Consider the following 16,778-nt stretch of genomic DNA (forward strand, 5'->3'; position numbering starts at 1 on the left):
CCGGCGTTGCGGCTGCGATGATTGCCGCCAGGGGGGAGCGAGTCATCGCCGCGGTACGGATCACCGAACTGATGGCGGCGCCGTCGGCGCGGCTGTTGCAGGCCGACAGCAACGGTGTGCCCCGCCTTGGTTCCGGAGTGCCCTGGATGTCGCCGGCATTCATCGCGACGAACTGGCTCAGTGCCACCGGTTCGTTCGGCTTTGGTTCCACCGTGGTGAACGTCAACAACGACGTGGCCGACCAGCTCAGCGGTGCTTCGCTGACGATGTACCTGCGGGGTTCGTTTGTGGTTGCGCCGGCGCTGCTGACCAGCGGCGGCACGGTGCGGCTGACGTTGGACTACGACAGCGGATTCATTGCTTATTTGAACGGCCGCGAGGTGGCGCGGCGGAACCTGGGACCCAGCAACTCGTTCGCCTACTGTGACCAGCCCGCCTACAACTGGCGCCTCTCAGGGACAAACGAGACGTATCTGCCAGGTGCGGCGACAAATCTGCTCGGCGCCGGCACGAACGTGTTGGCCGTGCAGGTGCATGGTTTCACGAATGTGTCGTTCAAGGCCGCGGTGTCGCTGCATCTGCTGGCGCCGACGGGGACCGTCACGCTGGTGCCCTCGAATCAGGCCTGGCGATGCTTTTTTGGAACCACCGAGCCATCTGGTGGGATTCCGGAGGTCGCGCAGGTGGCACGGACGATGTGGGGGCTCGAATGGACGCTTCCGGATTTTCCGGACTCCGGCTGGCCGGTCGGTCCGGGGGGCATCGGCTTCGGCGATGGCGACGACGCGACTGATGTGTACGACCAGATGTACGGCAAGGCGGTCTCGCTGTACATGCGGCGCGCGTTTGTGGTGGATGGAGCGACCGCCGCCTCCACGAACCTGCTCGAGTTTCAGGTGGACTTCGACGACGGCTTTGTCGCGTATCTGAACGGCGTCGAGATTGCGAGGTCGAACCTGGGTTCGGTGGGGATGCTGGTGCCCTACAACATGCCGGCGACCCGCAGCCGAGAGGCGGGGGCGCCGGTGACGATCACGGTCGGTATTGCGTCGAACTTTCTGGTGGCCGGTACCAACCTGTTGGCGATCCAGACGCACAACACCAGCGCAACGAGCTCGGACCTCTCGATGATCCCGTATTTGCGTTTGCGAGGCGGTCCGACGCTGGTCGCGGCGGGGGACCTGTGGCGTTATTTCGTCGGCGTGCGCGCGCCTCTCGCCAGCGGCGATGAGGAAGAGGGAGAAGATGACCCCGAGCCGTTGGAGCCGGACTTCGCGGACTGGGTGGAGCTGTACAACGACGGCACCGCGCCGGTCTCGCTCAGCGGCTGGAGCCTCACGGACGATCCTCGCGCGCCGGCGCGATGGACGTTTCCGGCCGGGGTGGTGATTCCACCGGGCGGCTATCTCGTCGTTTTGTGCACGGGCCGGAACCTGCGCGATCCCTCCAAAACGCTGCACACGAGTTTTGGCCTGAGCCGACACGGTGAATACTTGGGACTGTACGACGCGAGCGGAAATGTGGTGAGTGAAATAGCTCCCGGATTTCCGCCGCAGTCGCCGTTTTACAGCTACGGGTGGAGTGAATCGCATGGGGGCTGGCGGTACTTCGAGGTCGCGACGCCGGGCGAGCCGAACGCCGGCCCGACCTGGCCGGGGATTCTCGCGCCGCCCGGGTTTGTGCCCGCCGCGGGTCTCTACACGAACAATCTCACGGTCGCGATCACCTCCGCGGTGCCCGGCGCGACGATCCGGGTGACGATCAATGGCGAGGAGCCGGACCTGACGAATGGCTTCGCGTACAGCGGTCCGTTCACACTGACGACGACCGCGACGCTGCGCGCCCGCGCATTTCTGGCCGGCTGGATCCCCTCGCCGACGGTGACCCGGTCGTATTTGGTCAATCCGCCGGCACTGCTGCGTGGCTCGCCGGCGGTGTTGTTGGCCGGCCCGTGGGAGACAGCATGGCACAAGCCCAACGGAGTGATGGCGATCGTCGGCGGGGTGTGGAGCGGCGGTCTCTGGAATGCGACGTCGCTGGATGATTACAACATCCCGCTGAAGCGCGGCCGAGCGTACGAACGCGTGATTTCGATCGAATGGTGGGATCCGGCCAGCAATGCGGTGAAACAGACCGATGCCGGCGTCCGGATCGCCGGCAGCAACCACGCCCGGTCGCGGTACGAGCTGCAGCAGATGACCGGCACCTGGTACGGTTCATGGACGTCGAAGCCGCAGTTCAACACCTACTTCCGGAGCATGTACGGGGAGGAGCCCTGGCAGATCTCGCTGAATGCACCTTTGTGGCCGGTGCGTCCGTACGAAAGTCTTCGCCTCCGGGCCGGGAAGAATGACTATGACCGCCCGTTCATTCGCGACGAGCTGATGCGGCGTTTGTATGCGGACACCGGTCAGCCCTCGAGCGTGGGCTGCATTGCGGCGTTGTATGTGAATGGCATTTTTCGCTGTTACTACAATCCCGTTGAGCGGTACGACGTGGGTTACCTGCAGTACTGGCACGGGGGAACGGGGCGGTGGGACATCATCAGCCACGGCGGTGTCACCGAGGGCGACGCGGTGGCGCTGACCGCCCTGATCCAGCAGGCGACGAACAGCAACATGGCGGTGCTGTCGAACTATCTGGCCATCGTCGAGAAGCTCGATCCGACGAATCTCGCCGACTATATCCTCGCGAACGCCTACGGCGCGACCTGGGACTGGCCGCACAACAACTACTACATGGCGCGCGAACGGTCCGCCCGCGGCCGGTTTCGGTTCTACATGTGGGATGCCGAAGGCGCCTTCGGTATGAATTTCAAGAACGACATCCGCTTTGACATTCTCTACGAATGCATGACCAACCGGAGCACCGCGGCGCGCGCGGCGATCCTGTACCGGGCGCTGTGGGCAAGCCCCGAGTTCCGGTTGCTGATGGCCGATCGCATCCATCGTCATTTCTTCAACAATGGTGCGTTCACGACGAACAACGCGATGCGCCGGTTCCTCGAGCTGAAGGCGGAGGCGGATCCGTTAATCATTTACGTGCGCGGCAGCGGGATCACCAACGCGCACATGACCGTTTTTACAAACTGGATCAGCTATCGGTTGCCGCACATGTTCACACAGTTTGTGACGAACCTGGTATGGCCTGCGACGGGACCGCCGCTGCTGCTGACGCCGCCGGGGATTGTGTCGAACGGCACGGTGGTGCAGATCGCGAACACGAACGCCGGTGGCGCGGTGTACTATACGCTGGACGGAACCGATCCGCGCGCGCCCGGAGGGGCGATCGCGGGCACGCTCTACACCAATGGCGTTGTGCTTACCGAACCGGCGCGGCTGCTTGCGCGTGTGCGCTCGCCCGGTGGCGAGTGGAGCGCGCTGACGGAGGGCGTGTATTCCACCGAGGACCCGCCGCCGATCTACATCACCGAGATCATGTATCACCCGCCCGGCAACGCGGCGTGGGAGTTCGTCGAGCTCTACAATGCCGGTGACCGACCGGTGGAGCTCTGGCCCCTCTCGTTCACCGCCGGCATCCAGTTTTCGTTTGCAACCGGCGCGGTCACCCGGCTGGGGCCCCGTCAGTATGTGCTGGTGGTCCAGGACCTCGCCGCGTTTGCAGCTCGATTCAATACCAACGGGCTCGCGATCGCGGGCACATTCTCCGGACGTCTCGACAATGCGGGCGAACGCCTCGAGTTGCGCCATGCGTACTTTGGCGCGATCCACTCCTTCGATTATGACGACGACTGGTACCCGCAAACCGATGGCGAAGGGTTTTCGCTGGTGATCCGGGCGATCCACGCGGACCGGCAGATGTGGGGCCGGCGGGAGGGGTGGGCCGCCAGCGCGAAGCTCGGCGGTAGCCCCGGCGGACCCGATCTCGGCGATGTGCCGCCGCCCGGTTCGGTCGTCATCAATGAGGTTCTCGCCCACACCGACACTTCCCCGGTCGGCGATTGGGTGGAACTCCATAACACGACCAGCTCCAACCTGAACCTTGGCGGATGGTGGCTGAGCGACAGCGAATCCGAGCCGTTCAAGTACCGAATACCCGACGGCACCGTGCTGCCGGCGGGCGGTTTTCTCGTCTTCAACACCACAAATCACTTCGGTGCGGCCGGCGCGTCGAACGCGTTCTCGTTCAGCGAGTACGGCGAGAAGGCGGTGCTGTCCTCGGCGTGGGACGAGTTTGGCAATCCCACCGGCTACCGGGAGGTTCGTTCGTTTGGCGCCTCGGACCGGGAAACCACCTTCGGCCGACATGTGCGCAGCGACGGCCGGGAGGTGTTCGTGATCCAGAAGTGGCCGACGCCCGGTGCCCCGAACGCGGGACCGCGGGTGGGGCCGATTGTGATCTCCGAGATTCTGTACGCACCCACCGGCGCGGTGCCGGAGCACGTGGAGTTCTACTGTCTTGCGCCGACGAACGTCCCGCTGTTCGATCCCGCTACGCCCACGAACCGATGGCGTTTCCGTGGCGCCGGAACCTTCGTGTTTCCTTCAGGCGCGGTCGCGCGGGCGTTTGACACGTTTGTGCTCACCGGCACAAATCCGGCCGCGTTCCGCGCGATGCGTGGTCTGCCCGAAAGCTATCCGGTGTACGGTCCGTTCACCGGCCGTCTCGACAATGCGGGCGATCTGCTCCGGCTCGAACGCCCCCTTTCCTTTGACCCTGCCGCGCAGCCGTACGAGACGGTGGAAGAGATCGAGTACAACGATAAAGCGCCGTGGCCGGTGTTGTCCGGGGCGGGCGAGAGTCTCCGCCGCATCCGGCTCGCGCAGTTTGGGAATGATCCCGCGAACTGGACGGCGGGCCCATCCGGCGGCGCGGCCGGTCCGAAGCCCCGCGAGGACAGCGATGGCGATGGCCTGCCCGACCGCTGGGAGGCGGCGCGGGGACGTGCGCCGGACCGGTTTGAGCCGCCGGGCCTCGACCGTGATGGCGACGGGATGTCGGATACCGAGGAATATTTGGCCGGCACCGATCCGGCCGACTCCAACGATCTGTTTCGCATCTCGATCACTCTCTCGAATGGAGTACCGGCGGTGGTGTTTTTCGGCCGGGCGGCGACGGGGGCGGGCTATGAGGGGCTCCAGCGGCGTTATGCGGTCGAGGGTGCGCCGACGGGCTGGTCCACCGGCGGGTGGACCGCGGTGTCCGGGGCGGAGGAGCTGATTGGATCGAACCGCTGGTTGTCCGTGCCACTGCCGGTCGTGCTGACAAACGGGAGATTTCGTATCCAGCGCGTTCGCGCATGGCTCGAGGTCCCCTAACTTGACGGTGCGCCAGCCGGGCCGGATAATGAGCCGGTCTGCGTACCTGTAGCTCAATTGGACAGAGCACCAGACTACGGATCTGGGGGTTGCAGGTTCGACTCCTGCCAGGTACGCCACGCCGCGGCGCGGGTGGAGGGTCAGGGAGCGCCCCCGGGTGGTGAGCTACAGCGCGATGAAGGGGCGAACCTCGCTGATTGGCGTGTTTGCGTTGGCGTTCGTGGTGGTCGCTGCGTACGCGGCGCCGCGGCACCCCAACGTGCTGCTCATCCTCAGCGACGATCAAGGTGTCGGCGATGTCGCCGGCTACGGGGCGACGGACCTCGAGACCCCCGCACTCGATCGCCTGGCGCTCGAGGGCGCCCGGTTCGAACGTTTTTATGCGGCCGCGCCGGTGTGCTCGCCGTCTCGTGCCAGCGTGCTGACCGGGCGATGGCCCCGGCGCGCGGGCGTGCCCGCCAACGTTAGCTCCCAGCGTGGCCGCGCCGGCATGCCAGGCGACGAGCTGACCCTCGCCGAGGTGTTCCGGTCGGCCGGCTACCGCACCGCGCATTTGGGCAAATGGCACCTCGGCTACACCCCCGACACGATGCCCAACGCGCAAGGGTTCGACGTCTCCGTCGGCCACATGGGTGGGTGCATTGACAACTGGTCACACTTTTTCTACTGGGAAGGGCCAAACCGTCACGATTTGCACCGCGACGGCGCGGAAATCCTCCGGGACGGCCGCTTTTTTCCCGACCTCATTGTTGACGAGGCGGAGGCGTTGCTGCGATCTTGGCGAGACCATCCGTGGTTCTTGTATGTCGCGTTCAATCTCCCGCACTACCCCTACCAGCCCGACGAACGGTGGCTGCGTCGCTACGCGCAGCTGCCGTACCCGCGCAACCTGTACGCGGCGGTCGTGTCAACGATGGACGAGCGAATCGGCCGACTGCTGAACCGGCTCGATGAGCTTGGCCTCGCCCGCTCCACTATCGTGGTATTCCAGTCGGACAACGGCCACTCCCGCGAGGAGCGAGCCCATTTTGGCGGCGGGTCGGCGGGGCAGCACCGGGGGGCGAAGTTCAGCCTGTTCGAGGGCGGCATCCGCGTACCGGCGATCGTACGGTGGCCCGGCCGCGTGCCGGCGGGTCGGGTGATCGCGGCACCCGCGCACGCGGTGGATTGGTTGCCGACGCTCGCGGAGCTTGCCGGCGTGCCGCTGCCGGCGCGCCGGTTGGACGGCGTCAGCCTCGCGGCGGTGCTGTGTGGTGAGCAACCGCCGCCCACCCGTGTGCTGCACTTCGAACACGGAGAGCAGTGGGCGGTAATCGAGGGCGAATGGAAGCTCATTGCGAATCCGCACGATACCGGCGAGGTGCCGCCGGTGCGTCTGGAGGGGTTGTGGCTCTTCAACCTCGGGTCCGACCCGGCCGAACGGCAGAACCTTGCCGCGCGGCAACCGGAGCTCGTCGCGCGGTTGCGGCGGGCGCACGATCTGTGGGCCGCGGACCTCGGCCGAGGGCACGCCGCTGCGCCGCAATGACCGCCGCCAGGGCCGAGCGGGCGAGCGCACCGCACGTCGAGGTCGCGCGTGGCGATGCGGCGATCGTGTTCCCCCATCAACTCTTCGAGCGGCATCCCGCGGTCGAGCGGGGCCGGCCGGTGGTGCTGATCGAGGATTCGCTGTTCTTCGGCGACCCGCACGCGCCGGCGCGGTTCCACCAGCAGAAGCTCGCGTTTCACCGCATTGCGATGCGCCGCTTCGAGGAGCGGCTGCGGCGCAACGGCTATGCGGTGCGGCTGATTCGCCATGCGGCCGGCGTGACTGCGGTCGAGGCGCTCTCCGCGCTGGCCCGCGAGGGCATCACTCGATGGTGGATCGTGGATCCGGTGGATGACTGGCTCGAACGGCGAATCCGCCGCGCGGCGCGCGAGACCGGCGCGAATGTCCAATGGTTGGATACGCCGGCCTTTCTGGTGTCCAACGCCTGGAACGACGGATGGCTCGATGCGCATCCGCGGCCGCGCCTGGCGGACTACTACATCGCGCAACGGCGTGAGCGCGGGCTGTTGCTCGACCATGCGGGCCGGCCGGTGGGCGGACGGTGGAGTTTCGATGCGGACAACCGCCGTCGGTGGCCGCGGGGCCGCCTGCCGCCGTGTGTCCCGCGCGAGGCGCTGCGTCCCGAGGATCGCCCGCTGGCGGAGGCGATCGCGGCGGAGTTTTCCGCGAATCCGGGGCGCGCAGCGGACCTTTGGATCCCGACGGACCCTGCCGGTGCGCGCCGCTGGCTGGGCGACTTTGTTGAGCACCGCCTCGCGGGTTTTGGGCCGTACGAGGATGCGATTGCCGCGCGGCACGACGTGCTGTGTCACTCGGTGCTGTCCCCGCTGCTGAACGCGGGGCTGCTGCGACCCGGCGAGGTGCTCGAGGCGGTGCTGGAGGCCGGGCGCTCCGGCCGCGCGCCATTGAACTCGGTGGAGGGCTTTGTGCGGCAGGTGCTCGGCTGGCGCGAGTTCGTGCGCGCGATGTACCGCCGCTATGGCGTCGCGATGCGTACCGCGAACCACTGGGGGCATCGCGCGCCACTGCCGCGCGCGTTCTACACCGCCCAGACGGGTCTTGAACCGCTCGACTGCGCGATTGGCCGCCTGTTGCGGCTCGGCTGGTGTCACCACATCGAGCGGTTGATGGTGATCGGCGCTGCGATGATGATGCTCGAAGTGGCGCCGGACGCCGTCTATCGGTGGTTCATGGAGATGTGCCTGGATGCGTACGACTGGGTGATGGTGCCGAACGTGTACGGAATGAGCCAGTATGCGGATGGTGGCCGGATGGCGACGAAGCCCTACTTCAGCGCGTCGGCGTATCTGCGGCAGATGAGCGATCATGTGCCCGGCCGATGGTGCGAAGTCTGGGACGGTTTGTTCTGGCGGTTTGTGGAGCGCCGTCGCGCGGAGCTGGAGCGACATCCGCGGCTTCGCATGCTGGCGCGGCAGTTTGAACGGCTCGACCGCGAGCGCCGCCGGCGGGTGTTCGCGGCGGCGGAGTCGTGGAGATCTTCGCTGAGCTGAGCGGCACCGCGCGGGCGAACTGCGGCAGCGCGACATCTCGACGGAAAGGAGTGATCTCGATGCGGACGCTTCGACTGGCAATCGTGATGGCGGCGATCACCGCGGCCGGTGCGGAGGAAACGGCACTGCGGATCTACTACATCGGCAACAGCCTCACCGACGAGCTAAAGTACGGAGAGTTTGCAGCATTGGCGCAGCTGGCCGGCGAACGGGTCGTGTGGGGCCGGCACATGATTCCGGGCGCGCCGATCCGCTGGATGTGGGGGGCGACGAACGGCTTCACCGAGCGGCCGTTCGGCCCGTGGACCACCGCGCTGCGGGAGTTTGAGTGGGACGTCGTCACCCTGCAGCCGTTCAACCCGTTTGAAAGCGAGTTCCCTCATGCGCAGCGGTTCTGCGAGGAAATCGCGCGGAGAAGTCCGGCCGCGGAAGTGCTGATCTACGCGCAGTGGCCCGGACGCCGGCGCGGGGCCGACTGGGAGCTGGCGTTCGCCGGGCCGGAGCGCACTGCCCGTGCACGTGCGGCTGACCCGAACGCCTATGCCGTGCGCGCCGCCGCCGCACCACCGCCCTGGCGCGAGCTTCTGGCAGAACGGTCGCTGCGCAATGAGTACGAACTGATCGTGGTCTCGCTGAACGCGGAGCGCGCGATGCGCCGGCCGGTGCGACTAATTCCCGCAGGTCACGTGATGCAGTTGCTGGCGCAGAAAATGCGGGCCGGCATGATGCCGGGCTATCGGACGCCGTGGGACTTCTATTCCGACGGCATTCACGTGAACAACGACGGCTCCTATCTCGTTGCCTGCACTTTCTTCGCGACCATCTTCCGACGCAGTCCGGTGGGGCTGCCGGTGGCCGGCTACCAGGGACGGCCTGGGCTGGGCGCGGACGGCGTAAAGATCTCGCCGGAGACAGCGCGGACGATTCAAGAGACGGTGTGGGAGGTCGTCGCGACGCATCCGCTCAGTGGCGTGACGTCGTCGGCGCCGTTGCGGGTCGCCACGCCCGCGCTGGGGCCGGCGGTCGCGGGCGAGCCCTACCGGATGGAGCTGCTGCCCGCTTTCGGCCGGGGGCCGTACGAGTGGGCAACGATCGGCGCGACATTGCCCGCCGGGCTAATGCTCACGCGTGCGGGTGTGATCACGGGAACCGCTGTGGAGGCCACGCGGGCGGAACTACTCGTGCGCGTTGCCGACGCCGCCGGCGCCACGGCGACCGCGCACTTGGCACTGGTGGTCGAACCGGACCGTGCGCCGACGATTCCGGAGCAGCCGATGCCGGAACTGGCGCTGGGCGAGTTTGTGGAGCACCGCCTGTACGGCGAGGGTGGCAACGGCGTACAGCGGTGGTCGGTCGCGGAGGGCGAGCGTCTGCCGCCCGGGTTGACGCTGGATCCGGACGGTCGGCTGTGGGGCGCGCCGGGCCGCGAGGGCCGCTTCGAGTTCACCGTGGTTGCGGAGGACGGCGACAGCGCGCGACCGGAACGGGCGCAGCGGCGGTTCGCCGTGTTGGTCGGAGCAGCTCGACGGGAGATCGCTCGTGCGCGACGTTTGGCGAGCGCACCGGCGCGGGAGGCGCTCGTGACGGAGCGCACGTGGTGTTTCCAGTATCCGATCCACAAACGGGTGGAGGGCGAAGCGACGACTGTCGGGGGCCGGTTCGACGTGGCATGGACCGCGGAGGCGCTGTATGTGGCCGTTCGGGTGGAGGACTCGACGAACGACAGGTTCCCCGGCGGCTCACGGCTCCGCGGCGATCACGTGATCCTGTGTCTGGATGCGTTCAACAACCGGGAGTCGGCATACAATGCGGACGATCGGTATCTGCCCTATCCGCGTGGCCAGCGGTATCCGCACCGCGAGACGATGATCGGACCGGCGCTCGGTCATGCGTGCCATCCGGCGGAGCTCGAGGGGGGGTATTTGGCGGTGTTCGAAGTGTCATGGAAGGGCCTCGGGCTGCCCTTGCCGATGGAGCCCGGGCGAACGATCGGGCTGGATGTGATGCTGGTGGACGGCGCCGGCGAACAGGGCGCCCGGTCTGTGGTGGTCTGGCAGGGGACGAAGGACAACGCAACCGATCCGAGCCGCTTTGGCACGGTCGTGTTGGAGGAGTGAGGGAGGTGTGGTCGCGGCGTGTGCGTAGTCGTCCGCTTTGGGATAGTGCGCGGCGGCGATGAGCGGGATCGGACAGGCGGGGGGCGCTCCGCTGACGTGGCGCTCGTGGTGGGGCTTATGGGTGGGCGGGCTGGCGGTGGCGGCGGCCGCGTTCTGGCTGGCGACGCGACTGGGGCCGTTGCCGCTGGGATCGGGGTCGCCCTGGGCGGACCCGGTGTGGCGGCTTCGAGCAGCTCGGGCGGTGGCGGCAGGCATCGTGGGCGGCGGGCTGGGAATCGCGGGCGCGGCGATGCAGGGGCTGCTGCGTAATCCGTTGGGCGAGCCGTACCTGCTGGGAATGTCCAGTGGAGCGGGCGTCGGTGTGCGATTGGGCGGGCTGTTGGGATGGGGGGCGGGCTGGCTCGCATGGCGGACGCCGCTGCTGGCGCTGGCTGGCGCACTGGCCGCGGGGGCGATCGTGTACGCGGTGGCCTGGCGGGGGGGGTGGCGGGACCCGTGGTCGCTGGTACTGGCCGGTGTGATGATGAACGTGGTGAACGGCGCGGTCATTATGGCGCTATATCTTTGGAGCGACCCGTGGAAGCTCGACGAGTTTGCGCGCTGGACGATGGGGGAGGTGCCCGAAACCGTGGAGCCAGTGTTGCTGGTGGCGGCTGGAGGCATGCTGGCACTGGGAACGGTGGTGCTCTGCGGGCAGGCGGCGCCGCTGAACGCCATCGCCATGGGGGATGAAACGGCGATGTCGGTGGGGGTGTCGGTTGAGGCGGTGCGGCGGGCGGCGGCGGTTGCCGCGGGCGTCACGACGGCGGCGGCGGTTTCCCTGGCCGGGCCGGTGAGCTTCGTCGGGCTGCTGGTGCCGCACCTGGGGCGGTGGGCGGTGGGGCCAGATCACCGTCGGTTGCTGCCGTGGTCGTTGTGGGGAGGGGCGGTATGGATGATGCTGGCCGACGCGTTCTGTCGCTGGCTTGGCGCTCGGCTGGGCGTTGGCCGGCTGCCGGTGGGGTTGATGATGGCCCTGATCGGCGCGCCGCTGTTTTTCGCCGTGCTGAGATCCGCGATTCGAACGGAAGCCGACGGTGGATGAACGCGGCACTCGAAGCACGACGGGTGGTCGTTTGTGCCGGCGCGGCGACGATCCTCGATTCGGTGAGCTTCGAGTTGCGCGCGGGCGAGCTCGCCGCGCTGTTGGGCCCGAACGGCGCAGGAAAGACCACGCTGTTGCGGTGTCTGGCCGCACTGCGCGCGCCCACGTCCGGTGAGGTGCGGGTAGACGGCCGGCCGATCCGGCGCCTACCGCGGGCGGTGGTCGCGCGCCAGCTCGCGTACGTGCCGCAAGCGACAGTGGCCGCGCCGGGTTTCCGCGCGCGGGATCTGGTGCTGCTGGGGCGGCATGCGCGCATGGGGTGGCTGGGTGTGCCGGGCCAGGGGGATCTGGCGGTGGTCACGGCCGCGATGGAGATGACCGGCACCGCGGCGGTCGCGGACCGGCCGCTGAGCGAGTTGTCCGCCGGGGAGCTTCAACGCGTCGCGATCGCGCGCGCGCTCGCGCAGCAGCCCGCGATCCTGCTGCTCGACGAGCCCACCAGCCACCTCGACCTGCATCAGCAGCTGCGCATTGGCGAAATGCTGCGGCGCGTGGCTCACGACTGGCCGCTCGCGGTACTGGCGGTGATGCACGATCCGAATCTCGCCGCTCGCTTCGCCGACCGCGTGCTGGTGCTGGATCGCGGAAGGCTGGTCGCGGACGGGCCGCCGGCCACCGCGCTAACCGCCGAGCTGCTGCGGGCAGTTTACGGCGTGGAGGCGGAGGTCCGAACGAGCCCGGGGGACCCGCCGCTGATCGTGGTGCGAGGACGCGCTTCAGCCTGAGGGTGCCGCGGTCCGCTGCGCTGTTAGCGCTCCGGCGCGAGGTCCCGAAGGCCGTACACGCGGCCGCTGTCGGCGGCGATCACCCACGCACGGCCACTCGTGCGCAGCGAAAACCCCCTCGCCGGCGGCAGCGGCCCACCATGGTGCGCGATCGCGGTGGCGGCCTCTTCCAGAGTCGCCGGCAGGCGTCCCTCCGCGAGCGCGAAGCGGCGCACCGCGAGCACCCAGCGCGTGGCGGCCAGTTCCTCGTCCATTTCCGCCACGCGTTGTCGCAACGCGGTGAGGTTCGGCAAAAAGGCACGCAGAACCGACACCGCGACCGGATCGCTGAACAGTGCTCCGGGCGCGCGCAGACGGTGTCGCAGCTCCAGGTACTGGCGTTCGACCTCCGGCGCACCCTCCATCGCACCGATCAGCAGGGACATCGCGGCGACGATGCGCCGCTGGGTTGCCGAGGGCTCGCTGCCGAAACGAACGAGCAACCGCCGGTTGATGGCCCGCAACCAGCGCGGCAGGCGACGCACCCCCTCCACCGGCGGGTGGCCCAGCCACAGCAACGAGTGGATCTGCTGCGCCGCGTTCATCACCATCGCGGCTTCGTACCGCAGACCCTCCAGCGCCGCGGTAGCGGCGGAGCTCGGAATCGATTGCACCAGTTGGTCGAGGCGATCAATCTCCGCGACCGCGGGGGCACGCCGTGCAAGACGGCGCGCGCCCCGCAGTGCCTGCGCGCTGACCGCCCACCCCGCGATCACCTCGGGCAGAGGCCCACCGGCCGACAGTCCTCTGCCGATGTGGAAGAGGTCATCGAGAGCCCCCCAGGCGACGTTCGTCCGGCCGTTGACCCACTCCAGCTCCGCGCGCGCGGCTTCGAGCGTCGCCATCGCGACCGTTTCGGCCAGCCAGCCGGCCAGCTCATCGCTAGATTCATCTTCGCAGTAGACCCAGCGCGCGCGGGCTGCGCGACTCCATGCGGGGCGGTGCGGCGAGACCGTCTGCAGAGCCCTCGTCCACAGCGCGGCGGAACCCTCGGCGATACCGTCGGTTCGAAACCGGCTGCGTTCGGCGGCCGGTACGTTCGCCAGAGCGCGCGCGGCACCGCGAATAGAACGGAGCAGAGCGGGTGCCGAATCCCTTGGCAGCGCGTGCGAGGAAACCGGCGGGGCGCTGGGCAGAACGCGCACACCCGGCCGGGGCTCCGGCCAAACAACCGGCTGCCAGCGCTGCCGAAAGGCCAGTGCGGTACCGATGAAGACGGCGAGCAGCACGGCAGTCAACGCGGTCCACAGCCATCGGCGCCGGCGGGGGGAGGGCGGCACCGGCGGGCGCATGACGGGCAGGGGCGGGGGCGCAGGGGCGGGCGTTGCGGGTAGAGCGGGGGGTGGCGATCCGCCCGCTTCTCGCATTGTCAACTGCCGCAGCCGCTCCAACGGATCCGGCTGGAGGCCGCCCCCGCCCAACGGCGGCGGAACAGTGGGAGGTGGTGCGTGCATCAGGTGGGATCGTCGCCGCCCGCAAATGGCCGCCGGAACAGCCGAGAGAGCGCGCGGTGCAGATGCGCTCGTTCACCTGCTGCCTCTTCACGGACGGCCGAAGCCCGGCGGCGCAACTCGTCCCAGCGAATACCGGCCGGAGCGCCGAGGTGAGTTTTGCGCGCGATCGCGGCGCCCGGATCCTCCGCGCGCAGCTCCCCGAGGCGCTGCCGGATCGCGCCATAAGCATCCCGGAAGGGCATGCCCGAGGCGACCAGCTCGAGCGCGCGGTCCGTCGCGAACACAGAGGGATCAAAGGACGCTCGCAGGCGGTCCGCGCAGACCTTCAGACCGCGGACCAGGGGCGCAAGAATCCGCAGTGAGGCGCGGGTCGTTGCCATGCCGCGCAGGTACGGTTCTTTGGTCTCCTGCAGATCGCGCTGGTACCCTGAGGGAGCCGCTCGCAGGATTTCGAGCGTAACGGCGGCGTCGGCGGCGACGCGCGCGGCGCGCGCCCGTACCAGTTCGAGCACGTCGGGGTTACGCTTCTGCGGCATGATGCTGCTGCCGGTGCAGAACCCCTCCGGCAGCTCGAAGTACCCGAACTCCGGCATCGAAAACAGAACGAGGTCTTCCGCCAGCCGCGAGAGCGTCGTCATCGTTTGCGCGGCGGCGTGCAGGGCGAGTGCCTCGATCTTTCCGCGGGTGTGGTTGGCATAGAGCACGGTGTGGGTTGCTCGGGAGAAACCCAGCAGCTCCGCGGTCCGTTCGCGGTCAATCGGCAGCGGCACGCCGTAACTGGCCGCGGAGCCCAGCGGACACTGGTCCGCGAGGTCCGCCGCATCCAGCGCGATCGCGGCGTCGTCGAGCAGGTCTTCGGCCCACGCGGCGGCCCACAGGCCAACGGACGACGGCATCGCCGGCTGAAGATGGGTCCGGCCGACCATCGGCACGTCCCGGTGCGCTTCCCCGAGCGTCAGCAGCGCGTCTGCGAGATCTGCAATCTCTAACGCGGCGGCGAGCAGATGGTCACGGGTGTGCAGACGCAGCGCAGTCGCCACCTGGTCGTTGCGGCTGCGGCCGGTGTGGATGCGCCGTCCGATCTCGCCGAGCCGCTGGGTGAGACGTCGCTCGATGGCGAGGTGCCCGTCCTGGTCCTCCGGCCGGATTTGAAACCGGCCGCGAGTGGCCTCCTCCGCGAGCTCGGCGAGCACCTCGACGGCCGCGCGCGCATCACGGCGCCGGAGCACCGGCGGACGGATTTTCATTTCCGAGAGCATGATCGCGTGCGCGGCGGTGCCGGCACAGTCGTAGACGAGCAGCTCGCGGTCGAGTTCGACGTCGCGACTCGCGGTGTAGGCGAGCACATCCTCCCGCACGCGACCGACCACGGTGGAACGAATGGCTGGTTTGCTCATAGCGTTCTCCGGCGGCAAACGTGAACCTACGATAGCCGCGTGAACGCGGGCTGGCGAGAAGGGCGGGGCGGTCCACTGGCGGGGGTGGGGTCGCGGCCGGCGAGCGCCCACCCGCACATCAGCCGAGATAGGCGCCCTGCTCGCGCAGCAGCGCCTGCAGCTTCGGAATGTCCACCTGCCGCGGCTCGCATCGGTCCTTCACCGCGAGCGCCGCCGCCGCCCCGGCGGCGTGGCCGGTGACGAGGCAGGCGGCGATCAGACGCATGCTTTCGATCAACTTCTCGTCCACACTGACGCACCGACCCGCCGCGAGCAGGCCGTCGAGCTTCTTGGGGACGAGCACGCCATATGGAATTGGCCATTCGCACCCTTTCCCTGCCTCGTCGCCGCCGACGCCGATCGTGTTGGGGAACCGGCGGCTCGTTCGCGCCTCCGCGCGCGTAAGCGTCTGCTCGCCGGCCAGGATCCGGCTGATGCGTACGCCGAGCTGGGGTGCGGTGTCGAGCAAAAAGAGCGGCTCGCCGCCCGGTTTCTGGCGCAGCGAGACGACTCGCCGCCAGATCGCGCGACGGTGCTCGATCTCCAGCCGTGTGAGCTCCCGTATGTCCAGCGCGTTCGCGCTCGGCCCTCGCAGGTTGACCCACGTCACCGACGGCAGCGGCGTGACCCCTCCAAGATGGGTGACGCCGGCGGCGCGCAGCCGTTCGCGGTCCACCCGATCCACGTTGCCGAGCCGGTGCACCAGCCCGATCGCATGCAGGCGCTGTTCGTGTTCGGCGCCCGCGGCCGCAAACACGTCGCCATCGCCGGTGGCATCAACCAGCACCTTCCCCAGCACCGCCTGTCGCCCCGACTTGCCATCCACCACCACGCCGCAGGGGCGGTCACCGTCCATCACCACGTCGGTCGCCCAGCAGTGGAACAGCACGCGAACGCCCGCCTCGCCGACCATTTCATCCATGGCGATCTTCGTCGCCTCGGGGTCGGAGGTGGGGTTCGCACGGTCGTCGCGGTGGTGGATGATCGCGCCGTCCATTCGGGCGAGGCGGTCGAGCAGCTCGCCGCCGATTCCTCGAAGGGTTCGGCGCAGTTGTCCCCCAACCACGGCGTGCGTGCCCATCACGTACAGCACCATGCCACCGCTCCAGAGGCCACCGAAAAAGCCGTAGCGTTCGATCAGCGCAGTACGCACGCCCGCCCGCGCGGCGGCGACCGCCGCCGCCACGCCGGCCGCGCCGCCACCGACGACCAACACGTCGGTCTCCTCGAGAATCGGCAGTGGACGGGCCGGCTGGATCACGCCCTCAGCGGTCCGCCGGGCGGGATATTGCGGCCGGTGCTCCCGGGGGACCAGTTGCAGTTCGCGGGCGCTTTCGCTCGCAGGCCGTTCTTCGGCGATGGTGCGGCGTGCGAATGGCGCTCCGAGACCCGCCAGCGCCATCGAACAGAGAATCTCTCGGCGCGACACGCGCCTCAACGGATTCATGAGGACCTCCCGTGGCTGATGCGCCGCACCCTAAGACGAGAGGCGACTCGATGCAACCAGAACTGTCGTCGGCGCGG

General features: G+C 68.4%; 9 protein-coding genes and 1 tRNA gene. 7 read left to right on the forward strand and 3 right to left on the reverse strand.

Annotation, left to right across the window (positions count from 1 at the left end; all coding sequences use genetic code 11):
• Positions 1 to 17 precede the first annotated feature (17 nt).
• The 7 genes from N2652_09345 (at position 18) to N2652_09375 (ending at position 12,325) form a co-directional block, all read left to right on the forward strand.
• Positions 18 to 5,279 carry a lamin tail domain-containing protein gene (locus N2652_09345; protein MCX7819393.1) on the forward strand — a complete coding sequence of 1,754 codons (5,262 nt, stop codon included), beginning with the start codon at positions 18 to 20 and terminating at the stop codon, positions 5,277 to 5,279.
• 42 nt (positions 5,280 to 5,321) lie between these two features.
• Positions 5,322 to 5,398, forward strand: a tRNA-Arg gene (locus N2652_09350).
• A gap of 56 nt (positions 5,399 to 5,454) precedes the next feature.
• Positions 5,455 to 6,807, forward strand: coding sequence for a sulfatase-like hydrolase/transferase (locus N2652_09355; protein ID MCX7819394.1), 1,353 nt, complete (start codon positions 5,455 to 5,457; stop codon positions 6,805 to 6,807).
• On the forward strand, positions 6,804 to 8,339 hold the full coding sequence (locus tag N2652_09360; protein ID MCX7819395.1) for a cryptochrome/photolyase family protein: 1,536 nt from the start codon (positions 6,804 to 6,806) through the stop codon (positions 8,337 to 8,339). Before N2652_09355 ends, N2652_09360 begins: the two co-directional genes overlap by 4 nt.
• Positions 8,340 to 8,398: 59 nt before the next feature.
• A complete protein-coding gene (locus N2652_09365) occupies positions 8,399 to 10,456 on the forward strand; it encodes a putative Ig domain-containing protein (GenBank protein MCX7819396.1) in 2,058 nt (685 codons plus the stop codon).
• 58 nt (positions 10,457 to 10,514) lie between these two features.
• Complete coding sequence (locus N2652_09370; protein ID MCX7819397.1) at positions 10,515 to 11,540, forward strand: iron ABC transporter permease; 1,026 nt, start codon at positions 10,515 to 10,517, stop codon at positions 11,538 to 11,540.
• On the forward strand, positions 11,537 to 12,325 hold the full coding sequence (locus N2652_09375; GenBank protein ID MCX7819398.1) for an ABC transporter ATP-binding protein: 789 nt from the start codon (positions 11,537 to 11,539) through the stop codon (positions 12,323 to 12,325). The genes N2652_09370 and N2652_09375 overlap by 4 nt, the downstream gene beginning before the upstream one ends.
• A gap of 23 nt (positions 12,326 to 12,348) precedes the next feature.
• Here N2652_09375 and N2652_09380 read toward each other — a convergent pair whose 3' ends face one another.
• The 3 genes from N2652_09380 to N2652_09390 form a co-directional block, all read right to left on the reverse strand.
• Positions 12,349 to 13,818 carry a hypothetical protein gene (locus tag N2652_09380; protein ID MCX7819399.1) on the reverse strand — a complete coding sequence of 490 codons (1,470 nt, stop codon included), beginning with the start codon at positions 13,816 to 13,818 and terminating at the stop codon, positions 12,349 to 12,351.
• The gene (argH, locus tag N2652_09385; protein ID MCX7819400.1) at positions 13,818 to 15,215 is read right to left on the reverse strand and encodes an argininosuccinate lyase; all 1,398 of its coding nucleotides are present in this window, start codon (positions 15,213 to 15,215) and stop codon (positions 13,818 to 13,820) included. The genes N2652_09380 and argH overlap by 1 nt, the downstream gene beginning before the upstream one ends.
• 118 nt (positions 15,216 to 15,333) lie before the next feature.
• A complete protein-coding gene (locus N2652_09390) occupies positions 15,334 to 16,701 on the reverse strand; it encodes an FAD-dependent oxidoreductase (protein ID MCX7819401.1) in 1,368 nt (455 codons plus the stop codon).
• Positions 16,702 to 16,778: the final 77 nt, after the last annotated feature.

Source organism: Kiritimatiellia bacterium (genome assembly GCA_026417735.1).
Taxonomy (GTDB): Bacteria; Verrucomicrobiota; Kiritimatiellia; order PWTM01; family PWTM01; genus CAACVY01.

Bases quoted from the DNA above. Each gene is read 5' to 3' on its own strand.
- N2652_09360 (MCX7819395.1), top strand. From the start codon at position 6,804: ATGACCGCCGCCAGGGCCGAGCGGGCGAGCGCACCGCACGTCGAGGTC.
- N2652_09375 (MCX7819398.1), top strand. From the start codon at position 11,537: ATGAACGCGGCACTCGAAGCACGACGGGTGGTCGTTTGTGCCGGCGCG.
- argH (MCX7819400.1), bottom strand. From the start codon at position 15,215: ATGAGCAAACCAGCCATTCGTTCCACCGTGGTCGGTCGCGTGCGGGAG.
- N2652_09390 (MCX7819401.1), bottom strand. From the start codon at position 16,701: ATGAATCCGTTGAGGCGCGTGTCGCGCCGAGAGATTCTCTGTTCGATG.
- N2652_09355 (MCX7819394.1), top strand. From the start codon at position 5,455: ATGAAGGGGCGAACCTCGCTGATTGGCGTGTTTGCGTTGGCGTTCGTG.
- N2652_09365 (MCX7819396.1), top strand. From the start codon at position 8,399: ATGCGGACGCTTCGACTGGCAATCGTGATGGCGGCGATCACCGCGGCC.
- N2652_09380 (MCX7819399.1), bottom strand. From the start codon at position 13,818: ATGCACGCACCACCTCCCACTGTTCCGCCGCCGTTGGGCGGGGGCGGC.
- N2652_09370 (MCX7819397.1), top strand. From the start codon at position 10,515: ATGAGCGGGATCGGACAGGCGGGGGGCGCTCCGCTGACGTGGCGCTCG.
- N2652_09345 (MCX7819393.1), top strand. From the start codon at position 18: ATGATTGCCGCCAGGGGGGAGCGAGTCATCGCCGCGGTACGGATCACC.